General features: G+C 69.1%; 13 protein-coding genes. 6 read left to right on the top strand and 7 right to left on the bottom strand.

All coding sequences use genetic code 11. From position 1 onward, the window contains the following. Nucleotides 1-2: 2 nt before the first annotated feature. A complete protein-coding gene (locus DSD19_RS18720) occupies nt 3-1,115 on the bottom strand; it encodes an ABC transporter substrate-binding protein (protein ID WP_243628114.1) in 1,113 nt (370 codons plus the stop codon). A 303-nt stretch (nt 1,116-1,418) separates the two neighbouring features. On the opposite strand from DSD19_RS18720, the gene DSD19_RS22640 reads away from it, so the two are divergent. The 5 genes from DSD19_RS22640 (at nt 1,419) to DSD19_RS22600 (ending at nt 7,439) form a co-directional block, all read left to right on the top strand. Beyond that, nucleotides 1,419-2,825: an ATP-binding protein gene (locus DSD19_RS22640; protein ID WP_133260472.1), complete on the top strand. Its 1,407-nt coding sequence runs from the start codon at nt 1,419-1,421 to the stop codon at nt 2,823-2,825. Next, nucleotides 2,822-3,448 carry a response regulator transcription factor gene (locus DSD19_RS18730; RefSeq protein ID WP_075786712.1) on the top strand — a complete coding sequence of 209 codons (627 nt, stop codon included), beginning with the start codon at nt 2,822-2,824 and terminating at the stop codon, nt 3,446-3,448. The genes DSD19_RS22640 and DSD19_RS18730 overlap by 4 nt, the downstream gene beginning before the upstream one ends. 73 nt (nt 3,449-3,521) lie before the next feature. Continuing rightward, nucleotides 3,522-4,721, top strand: coding sequence for a chromate efflux transporter (gene chrA, locus DSD19_RS18735; RefSeq protein WP_113670711.1), 1,200 nt, complete (start codon nt 3,522-3,524; stop codon nt 4,719-4,721). 78 nt (nt 4,722-4,799) lie between these two features. After that, on the top strand, nt 4,800-5,942 hold the full coding sequence (locus DSD19_RS18740; RefSeq protein ID WP_113670712.1) for an aminotransferase class V-fold PLP-dependent enzyme: 1,143 nt from the start codon (nt 4,800-4,802) through the stop codon (nt 5,940-5,942). Nucleotides 5,943-6,209: 267 nt separating this feature from the next. Further along, nucleotides 6,210-7,439, top strand: coding sequence for a PAS domain-containing protein (locus DSD19_RS22600; RefSeq protein ID WP_075786715.1), 1,230 nt, complete (start codon nt 6,210-6,212; stop codon nt 7,437-7,439). A 9-nt stretch (nt 7,440-7,448) separates the two neighbouring features. On the opposite strand, the gene DSD19_RS18750 is transcribed toward DSD19_RS22600, so the two are convergent. Next, nucleotides 7,449-9,623, bottom strand: a complete 2,175-nt coding sequence (locus tag DSD19_RS18750; protein WP_113670713.1) for a malate synthase G — start codon at nt 9,621-9,623, stop codon at nt 7,449-7,451. A 305-nt stretch (nt 9,624-9,928) separates the two neighbouring features. Between DSD19_RS18750 and DSD19_RS18755 the strand changes: the two genes are divergently transcribed. Then, nucleotides 9,929-11,140, top strand: coding sequence for a CaiB/BaiF CoA-transferase family protein (locus tag DSD19_RS18755; RefSeq protein ID WP_113670714.1), 1,212 nt, complete (start codon nt 9,929-9,931; stop codon nt 11,138-11,140). Between the two features lie 14 nt (nt 11,141-11,154). On the opposite strand, the gene DSD19_RS18760 is transcribed toward DSD19_RS18755, so the two are convergent. From DSD19_RS18760 to DSD19_RS18780, 5 genes are all read right to left on the bottom strand, one after another. Continuing rightward, a complete protein-coding gene (locus tag DSD19_RS18760) occupies nt 11,155-13,560 on the bottom strand; it encodes a plasma-membrane proton-efflux P-type ATPase (protein WP_113670715.1) in 2,406 nt (801 codons plus the stop codon). After that, the gene (locus DSD19_RS18765; RefSeq protein WP_113670716.1) at nt 13,560-14,672 is read right to left on the bottom strand and encodes an alpha/beta fold hydrolase; all 1,113 of its coding nucleotides are present in this window, start codon (nt 14,670-14,672) and stop codon (nt 13,560-13,562) included. Before DSD19_RS18765 ends, DSD19_RS18760 begins: the two co-directional genes overlap by 1 nt. A 253-nt stretch (nt 14,673-14,925) precedes the next feature. Continuing rightward, on the bottom strand, nt 14,926-15,084 hold the full coding sequence (gene hemP, locus DSD19_RS18770; protein WP_075786720.1) for a hemin uptake protein HemP: 159 nt from the start codon (nt 15,082-15,084) through the stop codon (nt 14,926-14,928). 522 nt (nt 15,085-15,606) lie between these two features. After that, entirely contained in the window at nt 15,607-16,359 is a 753-nt protein-coding gene (gene pssA, locus DSD19_RS18775) for a CDP-diacylglycerol--serine O-phosphatidyltransferase (protein ID WP_075786721.1), read from the bottom strand. An 18-nt stretch (nt 16,360-16,377) separates the two neighbouring features. Next, nucleotides 16,378-17,046 carry a phosphatidylserine decarboxylase gene (locus DSD19_RS18780; RefSeq protein WP_113670717.1) on the bottom strand — a complete coding sequence of 223 codons (669 nt, stop codon included), beginning with the start codon at nt 17,044-17,046 and terminating at the stop codon, nt 16,378-16,380. Between the last annotated feature and the right edge of the window lie 117 nt (nt 17,047-17,163).

Genomic DNA, 17,163 nt, shown 5'->3' on the forward strand with positions numbered 1-17,163 from the left:
CCTCATTGATCGAAGGCGGTGCAGGCGGATTCGGGCCGGTCGAGCCCCAGCGTGTCGAGCGACGTCACCTGATGCAGGAAGCCTTCCTGCGGCGAGACGCTGACCGTCATCCGCCCCGTCGCCAGCAGGATCGGCTGGCGCAGCTGGCCGTTCCAGGGGCGGAAGCTCACCGGCTGGCCCTTGAAGGCCGCCAGCGCGAAATCGTCGCCCAGCGCATAGGCCCGGATCTTGCCCGGATCGGCCGAGCCGGTGCGGGTCACGGCCTCGCCGATCACCCGAAGCGCCAGCCAGGTCTGGTAGTCTTCCTCGCGCATCGGTCGGCCCGCGAGCTTTTCGAACCGGCTCTGCATCTGGGTCGCGCCCCAGGACTCATGCGTCGGCGCCCAGGTCAGGGGGCGCAGCCCCGCCGATCCCGCGACCGGCGCGGGCGACCACAGGTTATAAGGCAGGTAGCCCGCGAAGTAATCGGTCGCGTCGGCGGCCAGCACGACGTCATGGGCAGGCAGGTCCTGGGTAAAGACCGGCAATTGCCGCTGCACCAGCACATGGCCCGAATCCGACACCCGCGAGCCGCCGGTATCCTCGAAGACCCTTTCCGCGACGATTTCGGCCCCGAACTTGGCGGCAGAGGCGCGATAGGCCTCGGCCAGCGCCCGGTCGGCCGGGTTCGAGCCCTCGATCAGCGCCCAGTCGGTCCACTTCTTCCAGACCAGGAACTGGGTCAGCGCATCGGCCCGCATCGCGTCGCTGGGGGCCACATGCAAGAGGTTGGCCCGGCACTCCTCGCTGCGAAGCGCCCGGTCGCCGTCCGTCGCGTTGAAAAGCAGCGCATCAGGCGGCGCCGCATCGGCCAGCGCCAGCAGTTCGGGCGTGCGTGCCATCACCACGAAAAGCCGGATGCCGCGATCGAGCCCCCCGCGAAACGCCTCCTGGGCGTCCTCGGGCGGCACACTCAGTGCCACCGTGTCGTAGCTTTGCCCCAGAAATCCGCCGGTCGTGGTGTTGTCCTGGGTCGCCAGCTGCGCGCCCGCGAGCCCCAGATCGGGCACCGGCAGGTCGATGCGGGACAGCGGGAGGAGAGAGGGGTACTCGATCCTCAGAACGGCGGTGCGCACCTCCTGCGCGGCGGCAGGGAGTGTCGCCGCTGCGGTCAGCAGGGCGCAAAGGACGCCCCGCCACCGCAGGCACAGGTCAAAGAGGCAAGACCAACCTCCTGGTGCAACCGCCATCCGTTCCCCCCTCATCTCCTCCTCTGTCTGGCTAGCATGGCCGGACGCCGCCGTTCCTCCCCTTTCTGGCCGGGAAGATTCGGCAATGCCGCCACCGGTCGTTCCCGCCCCGGCCGTCCCGTTCGACCTTTGGGCAATCGACCGATGCGAATCGACCGGTTATTCTGGGGCGAACGGAGAGGTATGCGGATGGTCGATCGGCTGCACCTGCGCTGGCAGGTCGTGCTCTGTGTGGGTCTGATGCAGCTGGCAGCGCTTGGGCTGGCGGCAACCGTTCTGCTTCACAACGCGCGCCGGTCGGTCGATCTGGAAATGTCGGCCGCGGAATCCGGGGCGCGGGCGCAGGTGATCGCGGCCGTGGGGGCGGCCCTGCGCAGCCTGCCGCCGGATCAGGTTCTGGCCGGACTGTCCGAAACGCTGGTCGAGCCACGCCATGTGCGGATAGCCATCTTTGACGCCCGGACCGGCGCGCTTCCGGTCACCCGGGCCGGGGTCCGCGACCGGCGCGGCGCCGACCCTGCCGCGCGCGCGGCCCCCCGCTGGTTCAGCAATCTGGTGACACCGGCGGGGCGCGAGACCCGGCTGCCAGTTCTGGCCGACGGAGCCGATTACGGCTTCGTCTCGATCACCACCGCGCCGAAGGACGAAATCGACGAGGTCTGGGAAGACGCCGCCGCACTGCTCTGGGCGCTGGGGATCGGCTTCGGGGTGACGGTCGTCGCGCTGGTGGTGCTGATCCGCCGGGCGCTCGGCCCCCTCGACACGCTGAACCGGGGCCTTGGCGCGCTGAGGGGCGGCGCGCTGACGACCCGGATCTCGGGGGTGCCCGGTCCCGATTTCCAGCCGCTGGTGGGCGGCTTCAACGCCCTGGCCTGCAGCCTCGAGACCAGCGAGGCCGACCGCGCCGCGCTGGCCCGCAAGATCGTCGCGCTGAGCGACGCCGAGCGCCGCGCCATCGCGATGGAACTGCATGACGAATTCGGTCCCTGCCTTTTCGGTCTCAAGGTCAAGGCGGGCGCCATTGCCCGCGCAGCCCTGAAAAGCGGCGACGACACGCTGCTGCGCGACGCCCGGACCGTGACGGCCATCGTCGACCAGATCCAGACCGCGAATACCCGGCTGCTGACCACGCTCCGGCCGATGACGGTGGGCCAGTTGCCGCTGGTCGAGGCGCTGGGCGACATGATCGACGGGTTCCAGAGCACCCATACCGGGATCAAATGGGACATCGCCCTGCCCGACCGCCTGCCCGAGACCGAGGAAATCGTCGACCTGACCGCCTATCGCTTCGTGCAGGAGGGCGTGACCAACGCGCTGCGCCATGGCCGCCCGCGCCGGGTCCGGGTCGAGCTGCAACCGCACGAAATGCCCGGCCGGATCGAGGTGCTGTACCTGACCGTCGAGGACGACGGCATCGGCCTGCCCGAGCGCGCGGCCGAGGGCCGTGGCCTGACCGCGATGCGCGACCGGGTGCGGGCGCTGGGCGGAACGCTGGACCTGGGGCGCCGCCAGGCCGGGGGGACCCGGCTTTCGGCGATCCTGCCGCTGACAACCCGACGCTCGGCCGCGCGCGTCGAACCCGAGCCTGCCCGATGACGCGATCCGCGCTGATCGTCGACGATCACCCCGTGACCCATATCGGCTGCGGCCAGTTGTTGCGCGATCTGGGCTATGACGAGATCCTCGAGGCGCTGAACGACCGCATCGCCTGCCGGCTGGCCGAAACCTGTCGGCCCGGTCTGATCGTGCTTGACCTCGGCATGCCCGGCCCCGGCGGGCTGAACATGATCGGGCCGCTGCTGTCCCGCGCGCCGGGCGCCAGCATTCTGGTTTTCACGATGAACGAACAGGCGGTCTTCGCGGTCAAGGCGCTGGAGGCCGGAGCGCGCGGCTATCTGTCGAAGAACTCGGCACCCGAGGATTTCCTCGAGGCGGTGCGCACGCTTGAACGGGGCGAGATCTTCCTGCCGCACAGGCTGGCTGTCTCGGTCGCCTCGATGAAGATCGGCGGCAAGTCCGATCCGCTGAGCGCGCTGACCGAACGCGAGCATCAGGTGCTGCGGCTGCTCGGCCGGGGCGAGGATCTGCAGTCGATCGCCGATGCGCTCTGCATCAGCTACAAGACCGCGGCGAACACCAGCTCGCAGCTCAAGCGCAAGCTCGGCCTGCGCAACACCACCGAACTGATCCGGCTGGCCATCGAAACGGGGCTGAGCTGACCCCCGCCGTCACGCCAGCGTCACAGTCCGGCGTCAGGACGGCCGCATCGCAAGGTGCGGAGGACCGGTGGCCATGACCAAGACGACACCACCGGGCCGGGGCAGCGCCGCCGAGGTCTTCGCGGTCTTCCTGCGGCTGGGGCTGACCTCTTTCGGCGGCCCCATCGCGCATCTGGGTTATTTCCGCGAGGAATTCGTGGCGCGGCGCGGCTGGCTGGGCGATGCGGCCTATGCCGATCTGGTGGCGCTGTGCCAGTTCCTGCCCGGCCCCGCCTCAAGCCAGGTCGGCTTCGCGCTCGGCCTGAGGCGCGCGGGTTGGGCCGGGGCGCTGGCAGCCTTCGCGGGGTTCACCCTGCCCTCGGCGCTGATCCTCTTCGGCTTCGCGATGACCGCGGCGCATGTCAGCGGCCCGCTTGGTCAGGGCGCGCTTGACGGACTGAAGACGGTGGCGGTCGCCATTGTCGCGCAGGCGGTCTGGGGCATGAGCCGGACCCTGTGCCCCGACCGGCCCCGCGCGGCCATCGCACTGGGCGCCGTCGCGGTTCTGGCGGCCCTGCCCGGCGCGGGCGGCATGGTCGCGGCTATCGCCCTTGGCGCGCTGGCGGGGCTTGGACTTGGCCGGGGCGCCCCCGGCACGGGCATCCCGGTTTCCGGCCGGGTCACCCCACGCCAGGGGGCGACAGCTCTTGCGCTTTTTGCCGGTCTTCTTTGCGGCTTGCCGCTGCTGGCGGGCCTCGCCCAGCCTCTGGCGGTCGCCGACAGCTTCTACCGGGCCGGGGCGCTGGTGTTCGGCGGCGGCCATGTGGTCCTGCCGCTGCTGGAGGCCGGCACCGTCGCCCCGGGCTGGGTCGGCCATGACGCCTTTCTGGCGGGTTATGGCGCGGCACAGGCGGTGCCGGGGCCGCTTTTCACCTTCGCGGCCTATCTCGGCGCGGTCCTCGGTCCCGCCCCGAACGGTCTTGTCGGCGCAACGCTGGCACTTGCCGCGCTGTTCCTGCCGGGCTTCCTGATCCTGATCGGCGTCCTGCCCTTCTGGGACGCCCTCCGCCGCCGGGCCCGGGCGCAATCGGCCATGCAGGGGGCGAACGCGGCCGTCGTCGGTGTGCTGGGCGCGGCCCTTTACGATCCGCTTTTCACCGGCGGGATCACCGATCTGCACCATTTCGCGCTCGGGCTGGCCGGATTTCTGGCCCTGACCCTCTGGCGCGCGCCGTCCTGGGCGGTCGTCCTGCTGGGGGCGGCAGGCGGGGCCGCGCTGGCGCTGGCGGGCTGAGCCGAGACCCGGTTTTCGCTGGCATCCCGTCGCCCAACAGCCTAGTGCTGTGGCAAAATTGCATAGGAGTCCTGCCCGATGCCCGGCTTGCGTCCCGATGTCGATCCCGACGGCCTGAGCGAGTTTTCCGTCGTTTTCACCGACCGCTCGCTGAACCACATGTCAGCCAGGTTCCAGACCGCCATGCGCGACATCTCGGAGATGCTGCGCGAGGTCTATGGCGCGGCCGAGGTGGCGCTGGTGCCCGGCGGCGGCACCTTCGCGATGGAGGCCGTCGCCCGCCAGTTCGCCACCGGACGCCGCGCTCTGATCGTCCGGAACGGCTGGTTCTCCTACCGCTGGACCCAGATCTTCGAGGCGGGCGGCTTTGCCGGGGAAACCGCGGTGCTGATGGCCCGCCCCGCGGGCAATGCCCCGAAGGCCCCCTTCGCGCCCGCGCCCATCGAGGACGTGACCGCGAAGATCCGCGAGACCCGCCCCGATGTGGTCTTCGCCCCCCATGTCGAGACCTCGGCCGGGATCATCCTGCCCGACGACTACATCGCCGCCATGGCCGCGGCCGCCCATGAGGTCGGCGCGCTGATGGTTCTGGACTGCATCGCCTCGGGCTGCATCTGGGTCGACATGCAGGCAACCGGCGTCGACGTGCTGATCTCGGCCCCGCAGAAGGGCTGGTCGGCCTCGCCCTCGGCCGGGATGGTCATGCTGTCGGCCCGCGCCGCCGACCGGCTGGCCGACACGGCGTCCAACTCCTTCGCCATGGACCTGAAGAAATGGCGGGCGATCATGAAGGCCTATGAAGACGGCGGGCATGCCTATCACACCACCATGCCGACCGACGCGCTGCTGGGGCTGCGCGACGCCATGGCCGAGACCCGCGAGATGGGCTTTGCGGCCGCCAAGGCGGCGCAGGCCGAGCTGGGCCGCAAGGTCCGCGAGATGCTGGCCGCGCGCGGCTTCGCCTCGGTCGCGGCGCCGGGCTTTGCCGCGCCGGGCGTCGTGGTCTGCTATACCGACGATCCCGAAATTCAGTCGGGTGCCCGGTTCCGCGCCGAGGGCATGCAGATCGCCTCGGGCACGCCGCTGCAGGTCGGCGAGGGGTCCGACTTCCGCACCTTCCGGATCGGGCTCTTCGGGCTCGACAAGCTCGCCGATACCGATGTCACGCTCGCCCGCCTGCAAGCGGTCGTCGACCGCGTGACCGCTCAGGGCGCGGCGTAACAGCCCCTCTGCTGCCAATAGGTCCGCCCGGCGACGCCGCGTTCGCCGGGCCAGCGCGGCCCTGCCGAGTCGCGCGCGTGCAGGCGGCATTGGTCCGCCCGGACGGGTCGGAACGCGATGTTCCCGCTTCGTCCCGCAGCACGCCCCCCTGCCCCCTCAAGTGACCCAACGTCACGAAAAGCCCGGAAAGTTTTCATTAAGATTCGACTGATAGCCCTGAGCTCACGACAAGAAAGTCCCGTGTTTGTATGAGTTTACGGAGGCGTCATGGCGCATCCCGGCGTCGGTCAGGGCGACCAGCCCGAGACGGGCGAAGTGCCGTTCGCACTACAGGAGATCTTCTACTCCCGCACCGATTCGCGGGGGGTCATTCGCGCAGGTAACGCGGTGTTCAAGAGGATCTCCGGCCATGACTGGCCGGGACTGATCGGTGCACCGCATCGCATCATCCGCCACCCGGACATGCCGCGCGCGGTCTTCTGGCTCTTGTGGCAGACGATCCAGTCGGGGCGGCCGATCGGCGCCTATGTCAAGAACCTGGCGAAGGACGGACGCTATTACTGGGTCTTCGCCGTGGTCATGCCGATGGACGACGGGTATCTTTCCGTTCGGATCAAGCCGTCAGGGCCGCTGTTCCCGGCCGTCCAGGCCGAGTACCGCGCGCTGCGCGCCCGCGAACTGGCCGACAAGCTCAGCCCCGAAGACAGCGCCGCGCTGCTGCTCGAGCGGCTGAATGCGCTGGGTTTCCCGAGCTACGAGGAATTCATGGCCCAGGCGCTGGGGCAGGAGCTTGCCCAGCGCGCCTCTGTCGGCAGCGATGGCGGCACCCGCCTGGCGGCGCTCGACAAGGTGATTGCCAGCCTGACCGCCGCGACCCGGGAACAGGGCGCGCTGATCCAGACCTTCGAGGCGCTGCAATCCATCCCCACCAACATGCGGATCTTCGCCGCCCGGCTGGAACCGGTCGGGGGACCGATCACCGCGATTTCAGACAATTACAAGGTCGCGTCGGCCGAGATCATCGAACAGCTTCGCAGCTTTGCCGGTCAGGACGGCAATCTTTGCGACCGCCTGGCCCGGGTCGTGGGCGATGCCGTCTTCATGCTGGCCGCGGCCGAGGTCCAAAGCGACCTGCTGCGCCAGTTCCGCGGCGAACAGGAGCCGCTCGGCCCGGCCGACCGGGACGAGGAACTGGCACTGCTGGGCGCGATTCAGGCGCGCTGCACCGCCAAGGCGCGGGCCGATCTGCACGAGGCGCTGGCCGCCGCGGCGACCATGTCCCAGACCAGCCGCGACCTGCGCCGCGTGGTGCTTGGGCTCGACTCGATCCGGGTCATGGGCCGGGTCGAATGCGGGCGCCTCGCGGCTGGCGGCGAGGGTCTTGCCGCCACCATCGACCAGCTCGAGACCTTCCATGCCGACATCCGCGCGCGGCTGGAGGCGCTGATCGAGCTCAGCGAACAGATCCGTGCCGGCGCGACCCGCTACGCCGCCTGAACCCCGGGCCTATGCCCCCGCGATCTCGGCCTTCCGTTCCAGCCGCCGGGCATGCAGCACCGGCTCGGTATAGCCCGAGGGCTGGATGCGGCCCTTGAAGACCAGATCGCAGGCCGCCCGGAACGCCACGCCGTCGAAATCGGGCGCCATCGGCCGGTAGGCCGGGTCGCCCGCGTTCTGGCGGTCGACCACCTCGGCCATGCGGCGCATCACGTCGGCCACCTCGGCCTCGGTCACGACCCCGTGGTGCAGCCAGTTGGCGATATGCTGGGCCGAAATCCGGCAGGTGGCGCGGTCTTCCATCAGGCCGATATCGTTGATGTCGGGCACCTTGGAACAGCCCACGCCCTGGTCGATCCAGCGCACCACATAGCCGAGGATGCCTTGGGCGTTGTTCTCGACCTCGCGGACGACCTGGGGCCGCGGCCATTTGCGGAAGGTGGCCAGCGGAATGTCGAGGATGCCGTCGACATGGGCCCGCCGCCCGCCCGCCTTCAGGCTCGCCTGCACCGCGAAGACATCGACCTGGTGATAATGCAGCGCATGCAGCGTCGCGGCGGTGGGCGACGGCACCCAGGCGCAGGTGGCGCCCGCCTTCGGGTGTTCGATCTTCGTGGACAGCATCGCCGCCATCCGGTCGGGCATCGCCCACATGCCCTTGCCGATCTGGGCCTTGCCCGACAGGCCGCATTCGAGCCCGATATCGACATTGAGGTTCTCATAGGCGGTGATCCAGGACTTGCGCTTGATGAAGTCCTTGCGGCTGAAGGGTCCGGCCTCCATCGAGGTATGGATCTCGTCCCCGGTGCGGTCGAGGAAGCCCGTATTGATGAAGGCCACCCGGTGCTTCGCCGCGCGGATGCACGCCTTGAGATTGACCGAGGTGCGGCGCTCCTCGTCCATGATGCCGAGCTTCACGGTATAGCGCGGCAGGCCCAGCATCTCTTCGACGCGGGTGAAGGTCTCGTCGGCGAAGGCGACCTCGTCGGGGCCGTGCATCTTGGGCTTGACCACGTAGATCGAGCCCGCGACCGAGTTCCGCGCGCCGTCGGTCTTTTTCAGGTCATGCATCGCGATCAGCGTGGTGACGGCCGCGTCCATCAGCCCCTCGAAGATCTCCTGGCCCGCGCCGTCGCGGATCGCGGGATTGGTCATCAGATGGCCGACATTGCGCACCAGCATCAGCGCCCGGCCCTTGACCGCAAGCGGGCTGCCGTCGGGCGCGATGAAATCCAGATCGGGCGACAGCGCCCGGGTCAGCCGCTCGCCGCCCTTGACGAAATCGGTCGACAGATCGCCCCGCATCAGCCCCAGCCAGTTGCGATAGGCGACGGTCTTGTCGGCGGCATCGACGCAGGCGACCGAATCCTCGCAATCCATGATCGCCGAAACGGCACTTTCCAGCCGCATGTCCGCAAGCCCCGCCTGATCGCGGGCACCGACCGGATGGGTGCGGTCGAAGACCAGCTGAACATGCAGGTTGTTGTTCTTCAGCAGAACCGCGTCCGGCGCCCGCGGATGGCCGCGATAGCCCACGAATTTCGACGGATCTTCCAGCGGATGATCGTCGATCAGCAGCGCGCCGCCCTGGACATGATAGCGCCGGGCATCGGCATGGCTGGTGCCCGAGACCGGAAACGCCTCGTCCAGAAAGACCCGCGCCCGGGCCACGACGCGCGCGCCGCGGCCTCGGTCATAGCCCCCGGCGGGGATCGGACCGCCCATCGCGTCGGTCCCGTAAAGCGCGTCGTAAAGGCTGCCCCAGCGCGCATTGGCCGCGTTCAGCGCATAACGCGCATTGGTGATCGGCACCACCAGCTGCGGCCCCGGCACCGAGGCGATCTCGGGGTCGAGCCCCTCGGTCCCGATCTCGAACTCCGCGCCCTCGGGCAGCAGATAGCCGATCTCTTCCAGAAAGGCCTTGTAGGCCTCGTGATCGTGCGGCGCACCGCGCCGGGCCTGATGCCAGGCGTCGATCTGCACCTGCAACCTGTCGCGCGTCTCCAGCAGCGCCCGGTTTCTGGGCGTCAGGTCGTGCACAAGCCCGGCCAGCCCCTCCCAGAACCGGTCGGGCGCAACCCCGGTGCCCGGCAGGGCCGCCTCTTCGATGAAGGCGGCCAGCTCGGCCGCGACCTCAAGCCCGGCCTTCGATACATAGCCCTCGCGCGCGCGTTTCCCGGTCACGGCGGTCTCCTGTCCAGATGGTTCCCCCCCCGTGGTCAGACCAAGTCCGGCGGGCTTTGGCAAGTCCCGATGGACCGTCCCTATCCGGCAGGCCGATTCTGCGGTATGCTGATGGGCAGGGGCCTGCCGCGATCGGTTCCTGTTCAGCTGCCGGGCGTCGTCTCTGCCGGTCGCGGCCTGCCCTGTCGGACCCGGACCGGCCGATCCCTCGGACCTCGCGCCTGCACGCCCGAACCGCACACCTGTCCCGGGTGGCCGATCTGCGCTAAGCCGATGGGCGACGCCAATCGCCCGGAGACGCCCCGATGCCCTATCGCCCCTGCCCCGAGCCCGCCGCCACGACCGAGCGCGCGGGGCCGCTGACCGGGCTGCGCGTCGTCGAGATGACGGGGCTTGGCCCCGCCCCCTATGCCGCCATGATCCTGGCCGATCTGGGCGCGCAGGTGATCCGCATCGACCGGCCCGGCGGCTATCCCGCGCCCGATCCGGCGCTCGACCCGGCCGCGGCCGGGCGCGCCGCGGTGACCTATCGCTCGCGCCCCCATGTCCGGGTCGATCTCAAGGCCGAGGCCGGGCGGGCGCTGGTGCTGCGCCTGATCGCCGAGGCCGACGCGCTGATCGAGGGCTTCCGGCCCGGCGCGATGGAACGGCTGGGCCTTGGCCCCGAGCCCTGCCTCGCGGCCAATCCTGCGCTCGCCTATGTGCGGATGACCGGCTGGGGGCAGGACGGGCCGATGGCCGGGATGGCCGGACATGACATGAACTTCACCGGGCTTTCGGGCGCGCTGTCACTTTTCGGCCAGGACGGGCGGGTGCCGAAGGGCATGCCGCCCCTGATGGGCGACATGGGCGGCGGCGCGCTTTTTGCCGTGGTGGGCTGTCTGGCGGCCGTGATGAATGCCTGGCGCTGCGGCGAGGGACAGGTGGTCGATGCCAGCATCCTTGACGGGTCGGCCAGCCTTTACGCAATGGTGTCGGGGATGGCCGCGCTTGGCCTGCATGAGGCGCCCCCGGGCGGCAACATGCTGGATGGCGGGCGGCATTGCTATCGGACCTACATCTGCGCCGATGGCAAGGCGGTGGTGGTGGCGGCGATCGAGCCCGCCTTTCGCAAGGTCCTGCTGGACCGGCTGGGGCTGACCGAAGAGCCGCGCTTTCTGTCCGGCCGGGCCGAGGACGAGGCCTATTGCACAAGCAAACTCGAGGCGATCTTCGCCAGCCAGCCGCGCGATCACTGGGCGGCGCTTTTCGACGGCAGCGACGGCTGCGTGACGCCGGTTCTCGACCTTGCCGAGGCGCCGGGATCGGCCCAGGCCCGGGCGCGGGGCCTCTTCGAGACCATCGATGCCGTGGTGCAGCCCGCCCCCGCGCCGCGTTTCTGCCGAACTCCGGGGCGGATCGCGCTCGGCCCCGCAGATGCCAGTCGCCCCAGCCCGGACGCGCTGTGCGACTGGGGCCTGTCGGAGGCCGAGATCGACGGGCTGATCGGCTCGGGCATCCTCGCCGACGCAGACTGAGGACGCCCCCTCCGTCAGGCCGCCGCCGACCGGCGCGCGGCATAGAGCCGCCGCACGGCCATGGCGATGGCGCCCTCGACGGGCAGCCAGGCCAGGCAATAGGCCCAGACCAGAAGCGCCGCGGTCCAGCCGATGGGGGTGACGAGCACGCCATAGACCGCGATCAGCGTGCCGATGACCTGGGTCGCCTCGGTGGTCGCGAAGAGCTTCCAGTCGGGCCAGGGCCGGGTCCAGAACCAGTTCTGGTTGCGGGTGACGTAAAGCGTCATGTGGCCCGAGACGAGAAGCTTCAGGAAGATCAGCGTCTGGATCGTCTCGCGCGGCAGATGCAGCACACTGTCGACATACCAGAACAGCAGGAAGGTCTCGGCCACGCCCATAACCCCCAGCGTCGAGGCGATGGTGATGACGCGGCGCATGTCCCAGCGGACGGGTTTGGGCGACACCGCGACATTGTCGAAGGCGATCATCATGATCGGGAAATCGTTCAGCACGGCCAGCAGCACGATCATGATCGCGGTGACCGGATAGACGTCATAGGCCAGGATCGCCAGCGCCATGAACAGCAGCACCCGGATCGTCTCGGCAATGCGGAAGGTGGCGTAGCTGGTCATGCGTTCGAAGATACGGCGGGCCTCGGCGATGGCCTCGGTGATGATCGACAGGCCCGTTCCGGTCAGCACCAGATCGGCCGCGGCGCGCGCGGCATCGGTCGCCCCGCTGACCGCGATCCCGGCATCGGCACGCTTCAGGGCGGGGGCGTCATTCACCCCGTCGCCGGTCATCGCGACGATGCTGCCGCCCTGCTGCAGCACCTCGACGATGCGGAACTTGTGTTCGGGCAGAACGCGCGCAAAGCCGTCGGCCGCGCGCACCCGCGCCTCGACCTCGGCGGGATCGCCCTCCAGGAGCTGGCCCGCCGGGTACATCGCCTGCCCGAGCCCGAGCTGCCCCGCGATCTGACGGGCGATGGCCTCGTGATCGCCGGTGATCATCTTGACGGTGACGCCCATCTCGCCGGCCTTCGCGATGGTCTCGGCCGCATCGGGCCGGGGCGGATCGAAGATCGGGATCAGCCCGAGAAACTGCCAGGCACCCTCGCCCTCGGCCCGGGCCGCACCGATGGCGCGGAACCCCTGGGCCGCCAGGGCATCGACCTCGGCCTCGAGCGCGGTCCGCGCCGCCCCTTCGAGCCCCGCAAGATCGAGGATCACCTGCGGCGCGCCCTTGGCAAAGCGCCAGGTCTCGTCGCCGCGCCGGGCCTCGGCCAGCGTCCGTTTCGAGACCGGATCGAAGGGCGTGAAGGTCGAAAGCTTGTAGTCGCGCCGCGCCTCGATCCCGTCGGCGGCGGCCAGCACCGCCTGGTCGATGGCGTCGGGCGCGTTGGCATTGCAGGCCAGAACCGCGGCCAGCAGCAGATCGTCCCGGGTCGCGCCCGCCGCCGGGCGCGGGGTTTCGACCGTCAGCTGGTTCAGGGTCAGCGTGCCGGTCTTGTCGGAACACAGCACATCGACGCCCGCCATTTCCTCGATGGAAACCAGCCGCGAGACGATGGCCTTCATCCGCGCCAGCCGCTCGGCGCCCACCGCCATCGTCACCGACAGCACCGTGGGCAAAGCCACCGGAATGGCGGCAACCGTCAGGATCAGCGCGAATTGCACGGTCTGCCACAGCGGATTTTCGCGCCAGATCGAGACGATCAGGATGATCGTGACCAGCACCAGCGCGGCGACGATCAGGAAGTTCCCGATCCGCATCACCGCCTGCTGGAAATGCGAGGGCCGCTCGGGGCCCTGCACCAGCGCCGCGGTGCGGCCGAAATAGGTGCTCATGCCGGTCGCGGTGACCTCGCCCACCATCTCGCCCAGCCGCACGACCGAGCCCGAATAGGCGGTGTCGCCGACCGCCTTGTCGACCGGCAGCGATTCGCCCGTCAGCGCCGCCTCGTCGACGGAAAGATACTGCCCCTCGGTCAGGCGCAGGTCGGCCGGGACGATATTGCCGATCTCGAGCCGCACCAGATCGCCCGGCACCAGGTCCTTCGCGGCGATCTCCTGCCAACGGCCGTCACGCAGCACCCGGGCGGCGGGGGCCAGCTTCTGCTTGAGCAGGGCGATGGCTGAATCGGCCTTGTTCTCCTCGAAGAAGCCGACGCCCGCATTGACCAGCAGCATGGCGAGGATCACGCCGAAATCGGCCCAGTCGGACAGGATCAGCGACAGGATCGCCGCGATCTCGATCAGCCAGGGGATCGGCCCCCAGAAATAGCCGAAAATCCGCTTGAACAGGCTCCGGTGTTCCTCGGCCAGCGTGTTCGGGCCGAACCGTCCCAGCCGGGCCGCGGCCTCGGCCGTGCTCAGCCCCTTTTGCGGGTCGGTCGGGGGCAGCGTCTCGCCCGTTGGCTGGTCCTGTGCGTCCATCACTTGCCTCCCTGTTCCCCGATCCACTCCGCGATGCCCGGCCAGACATCCGTCAAGGTGTGCCGCCCCATGAACAGCCCGATATGCCCGCCCTTGGCCAGCAGCTTGCGGATCTGCGCCTTCGGCGTGCCCAGAAGGTCCTCTGCGGCGAAGACCTGCTCGCGGGTGGTGATATCGTCGCTTTCGCCCGCCAGCAGATAGGCCGGGCAGGTCACGTCCTTCAGCGACAACCGCCGCCCGAGGCCCGTGAATTCGCCCCTGGCGAAGAGGTTCTGCTTGAACAGCAGGTCGATGGCCTGCAGGTAATAGCGCCCCGGCAGGTCCAGCGGGTTTTCGTACCAGCGTTCGAAGGTCTCGGTCCGCTCGATATAGTTGCGGTCCTCGATATGGGCGTACAGGTCGAGGAACTTGCCCAGATACTGTTTTTCCGCATGCATGTTCTTCCAGCCGGTCAGCATCAGGCTGCCCGACATCCGGCCGTCATGGGCCGCCACCATCTTCTGATAGGCCGCAAGCGGCGTGTCATGCGCCATCCGGCGGATCGGCCCGTCGCCCGCATCGGTGTCGATGGGCGACCCCGCCAGCACCAGCGCCGCCACCTTCGAGGGAAAGCGGGCGGCGGCCATCGCCGACATCCAGCCGCCCTGACACAGCCCGACCAAAATCGCGCGGCCGCCCACCTCGTCGATGGCGACGTTGATCTCGGCCAGATACTTGTCGATGTCGAAGTCGCGCATCTCGGGCGTGGCCGGTTTCCAGTCGGTGACCAATACACGCCCAAGCCCGGAGGCCAGAAGCGTCGCGGCCAGGCTTTGCCCCGGCGCGAAATCGGCGATGGTGGCGGAATGGCCCGCATAGGGCGCGTCAATGATCACCGGAAGCCCGGTGCCACTGCCCCCGAAATCGCGCAGCCGCATGGTGTCGAGATCGAGCAGAACCTCGTTCGGGCTGGCCCAGTCGGGCTCGGGCGGGGCCGAAATCTCGGCGGCTTCCTGCACGAAGCGAAGCCCGTCGGTCATCGCCTGATAACCGGCCTGCTGCCAGCCCAGGACCGCGGCCATCGGCCAGAACAACGGAACGGATTGCTCGATTGCGGGAGGTCTGTCGGCCATGACGCGGCTCCTTCTGCGGACTGGACGGTGCCAGTCCCGCGGCCGCGTCGGCCCCTGCTAGGGGGCGGGGCATCGGGGGCTTCGGGACGGCTCCGGAACGGATCTTGTCCCCAAGATAGGGGGCCCGAATGTCCCCAGCGTTATGCCTGGCTTGCAAATATGTAAAGTGACAATGCTGCGATGCAGCGTGTCCCGCCGCGGACGCCGTCCGGGGCAGGTCGGCGGCCGCGCGGGGGCCGCCGCCGCCGACCGCTCACTTGGTCAGGATCAGCTTGCCCGACCGGGTGATCCGCAGCGTGTAGGCCACCCCGTCGAGCACGATCACCGCGGTATTGCCGCCGCCGGTCAGAATCCGCGCATCGTGTTGATTGCTTTCGCCGCTGCTGTGGCGGATCGCCTGGACCAGGGTCATCGCGGCGCCCTCCCCGACGGGCTGACGGTTCCGGTCCCCATGATCGTGCGGGCGTTGGCTCGCTCCATTCTGTCCCTCCATTGCGTTGCGGATTCTGCCGCGCGGCTCCGGCCCTTCTTCCCGTCCCCTGCCCCCGTCTCCGGTCCCGGCCCCGGCTCTGGTCCCGGCCCCGGTGCCAGACAGGCAGAGCGTCGCGCGCCCGGGCTCGGGCGCTGACCGGTCCGGGAAAACCCGGTGTGGATGGGGGAAATCGGCAGGCAGAGTCATCGCGCGTTTCTGTCTTGATCGGGCAGGGGACCGGGCGACGAGCTGGGGCCTGACAAGTGGCGGTTGAGGCGGCGCGCAAGCATGCGTCGCGTACCTGAGCGTTTCTATCAACTTTCGGAACCGAGGAAAAGGGGCCTTTGCACCGCTCGTGCGGTGCGCTGCCGAAAACGCGGCCGCTGTGCAGCGACGGCGTGAAAAAGAAACGGCCGCGGGGCGACCGCGGCCGGGACCGGACCTTGACAGAACCGGAAGGGGTCAGACCGGGCCCTGTCGGCGCGCCTTCAGAGCGCCATGGACCAGCATCGCCAGATAGATCAGGTCGAGCGTGACCAGCAAAAGCCAGATGCGGGTGAACATCAGCCCGACCGCCGCCACCGTCGCGAACATCATCAGCCCGACCAGCGCGCGCGGGATTCGCATCGCCTTGGGCGAGAAGGTCTTGATCCGCGAAATCATCAACAGCCCCACCAGCCCGATCCAGAAAGCCACCAGATGCGGCGTGGCGCGCAGATCGGCGATGCCCGACAGCGCCAGAAACAGCGGCAAAAGGCCCAGCATCGCGCCTGCCGGGGCGGGTACCCCGAGGAAGTGATGGCTGGTCTCGGCCTCGTTCTCGTCGCGCATCACGTTGAAGCGGGCCAGCCGCAGGCAGCAGGCGGCGGCGAAGACCAGCACGAAGATCCAGCCGAAATTGTTCGAGGGCTCGAGGAAGTAGCGATAGACCAGAAGCCCGGGCGCAACGCCGAAGCAAAGGAAATCCGACAGGGAATCGAGCTCGGCCCCGAAATTCGAGGTGGCGTTCAGGCGCCGCGCCAGAAGCCCGTCGAGCCCGTCCATCAGCGCCGCCAGCAGGATCAGCAGCGCCGCCCCGTCATAGCGCCCGTCCATGGCGAAGCGGATCGAGGTGAGCCCCAGGCACATGCCCGACAGCGTCACCAGATTGGGCAGAAGCTGCAGGAACGGCACCTGGTCGCGGTGCTGCGGGTCGCGGCGGATGAACTTCTTCATCGTCAGCCCTCCGTGCGCTCAGGCGCCAAGATCGGCGATGACGGTCTCGCCCGCCACCATGGTCTGGCCGATGGCGACCAGCGGCTCGACGCCCTGGGGCAGGTAGATATCGAGCCGCGAGCCGAAACGGATCAGGCCGAAACGCTCGCCGGTGGCAAGGCTCTGGCCCTCGGCGGTCCAGCACAGGATGCGCCGCGCCACCAGACCTGCGATCTGCACGACGCCATAGAGGCGCCCGTCGGGCAGCTCGACCGCCAGCCCGTTGCGCTCGTTATCCTCGGACGCCTTGTCGAGCGAGGCGTTCAGAAACTTGCCGGGCCGGTAGGCGACCTTTGTCACCCGTCCCGCCGCGGGCAGCCGGTTCACATGGCAGTTGAAGACCGACATGAAGACCGAAACCCGGGTCATCGGCGCCGCCCCCAGGCCCAGCTCGGCGGGCGGCACAGCAGGCTCCAGCAGCGACACGATCCCGTCGGCGGGCGAGACCATCAGCCCCGGCCGCAGGGGCGTCACCCGTTCGGGGTCGCGGAAAAAATAGTAGACCCAGACCGTCAGCCCGAGGCCGATCCAGCCCAGAGGCGCCCAGATCAGGAACAGAAGAACCGTCAGCCCCGCCGCGATGGCGACGAAACGGCGCCCTTCGGGATGCATCGGCTTGACGAAGGTGGACAGCATCGAAACGGACATGGGCCCCGCCGGATTGGTTGGTTCTTCCCGTGAATAATCGTTTGCGCAGAGGATGCAAACCGCAGATCGGCGCGGCGCCTGACGGGCCGCGCCGACATATCCGAAACGGCCAGGAGG

It is taken from the genome of Rhodovulum sp. BSW8, from assembly GCF_003314725.1.
Lineage (GTDB): Bacteria > Pseudomonadota > Alphaproteobacteria > Rhodobacterales > Rhodobacteraceae > Rhodovulum > Rhodovulum visakhapatnamense.

Excerpts from the sequence above, each read along its gene's own strand:
- hemP (WP_075786720.1), bottom strand. The coding sequence starts at position 15,084 with ATGACCCTGGTCCAGGCGATCCGCCACAGCAGCGGCGAAAGCAATCAA.
- DSD19_RS18730 (WP_075786712.1), top strand. The coding sequence starts at position 2,822 with ATGACGCGATCCGCGCTGATCGTCGACGATCACCCCGTGACCCATATC.
- pssA (WP_075786721.1), bottom strand. The coding sequence starts at position 16,359 with ATGAAGAAGTTCATCCGCCGCGACCCGCAGCACCGCGACCAGGTGCCG.
- DSD19_RS18760 (WP_113670715.1), bottom strand. The coding sequence starts at position 13,560 with ATGGACGCACAGGACCAGCCAACGGGCGAGACGCTGCCCCCGACCGAC.
- DSD19_RS22600 (WP_075786715.1), top strand. The coding sequence starts at position 6,210 with ATGGCGCATCCCGGCGTCGGTCAGGGCGACCAGCCCGAGACGGGCGAA.
- DSD19_RS18780 (WP_113670717.1), bottom strand. The coding sequence starts at position 17,046 with ATGTCCGTTTCGATGCTGTCCACCTTCGTCAAGCCGATGCATCCCGAA.
- DSD19_RS18755 (WP_113670714.1), top strand. The coding sequence starts at position 9,929 with ATGCCCTATCGCCCCTGCCCCGAGCCCGCCGCCACGACCGAGCGCGCG.
- DSD19_RS22640 (WP_133260472.1), top strand. The coding sequence starts at position 1,419 with ATGGTCGATCGGCTGCACCTGCGCTGGCAGGTCGTGCTCTGTGTGGGT.
- DSD19_RS18765 (WP_113670716.1), bottom strand. The coding sequence starts at position 14,672 with ATGGCCGACAGACCTCCCGCAATCGAGCAATCCGTTCCGTTGTTCTGG.
- DSD19_RS18740 (WP_113670712.1), top strand. The coding sequence starts at position 4,800 with ATGCCCGGCTTGCGTCCCGATGTCGATCCCGACGGCCTGAGCGAGTTT.
- chrA (WP_113670711.1), top strand. The coding sequence starts at position 3,522 with ATGACCAAGACGACACCACCGGGCCGGGGCAGCGCCGCCGAGGTCTTC.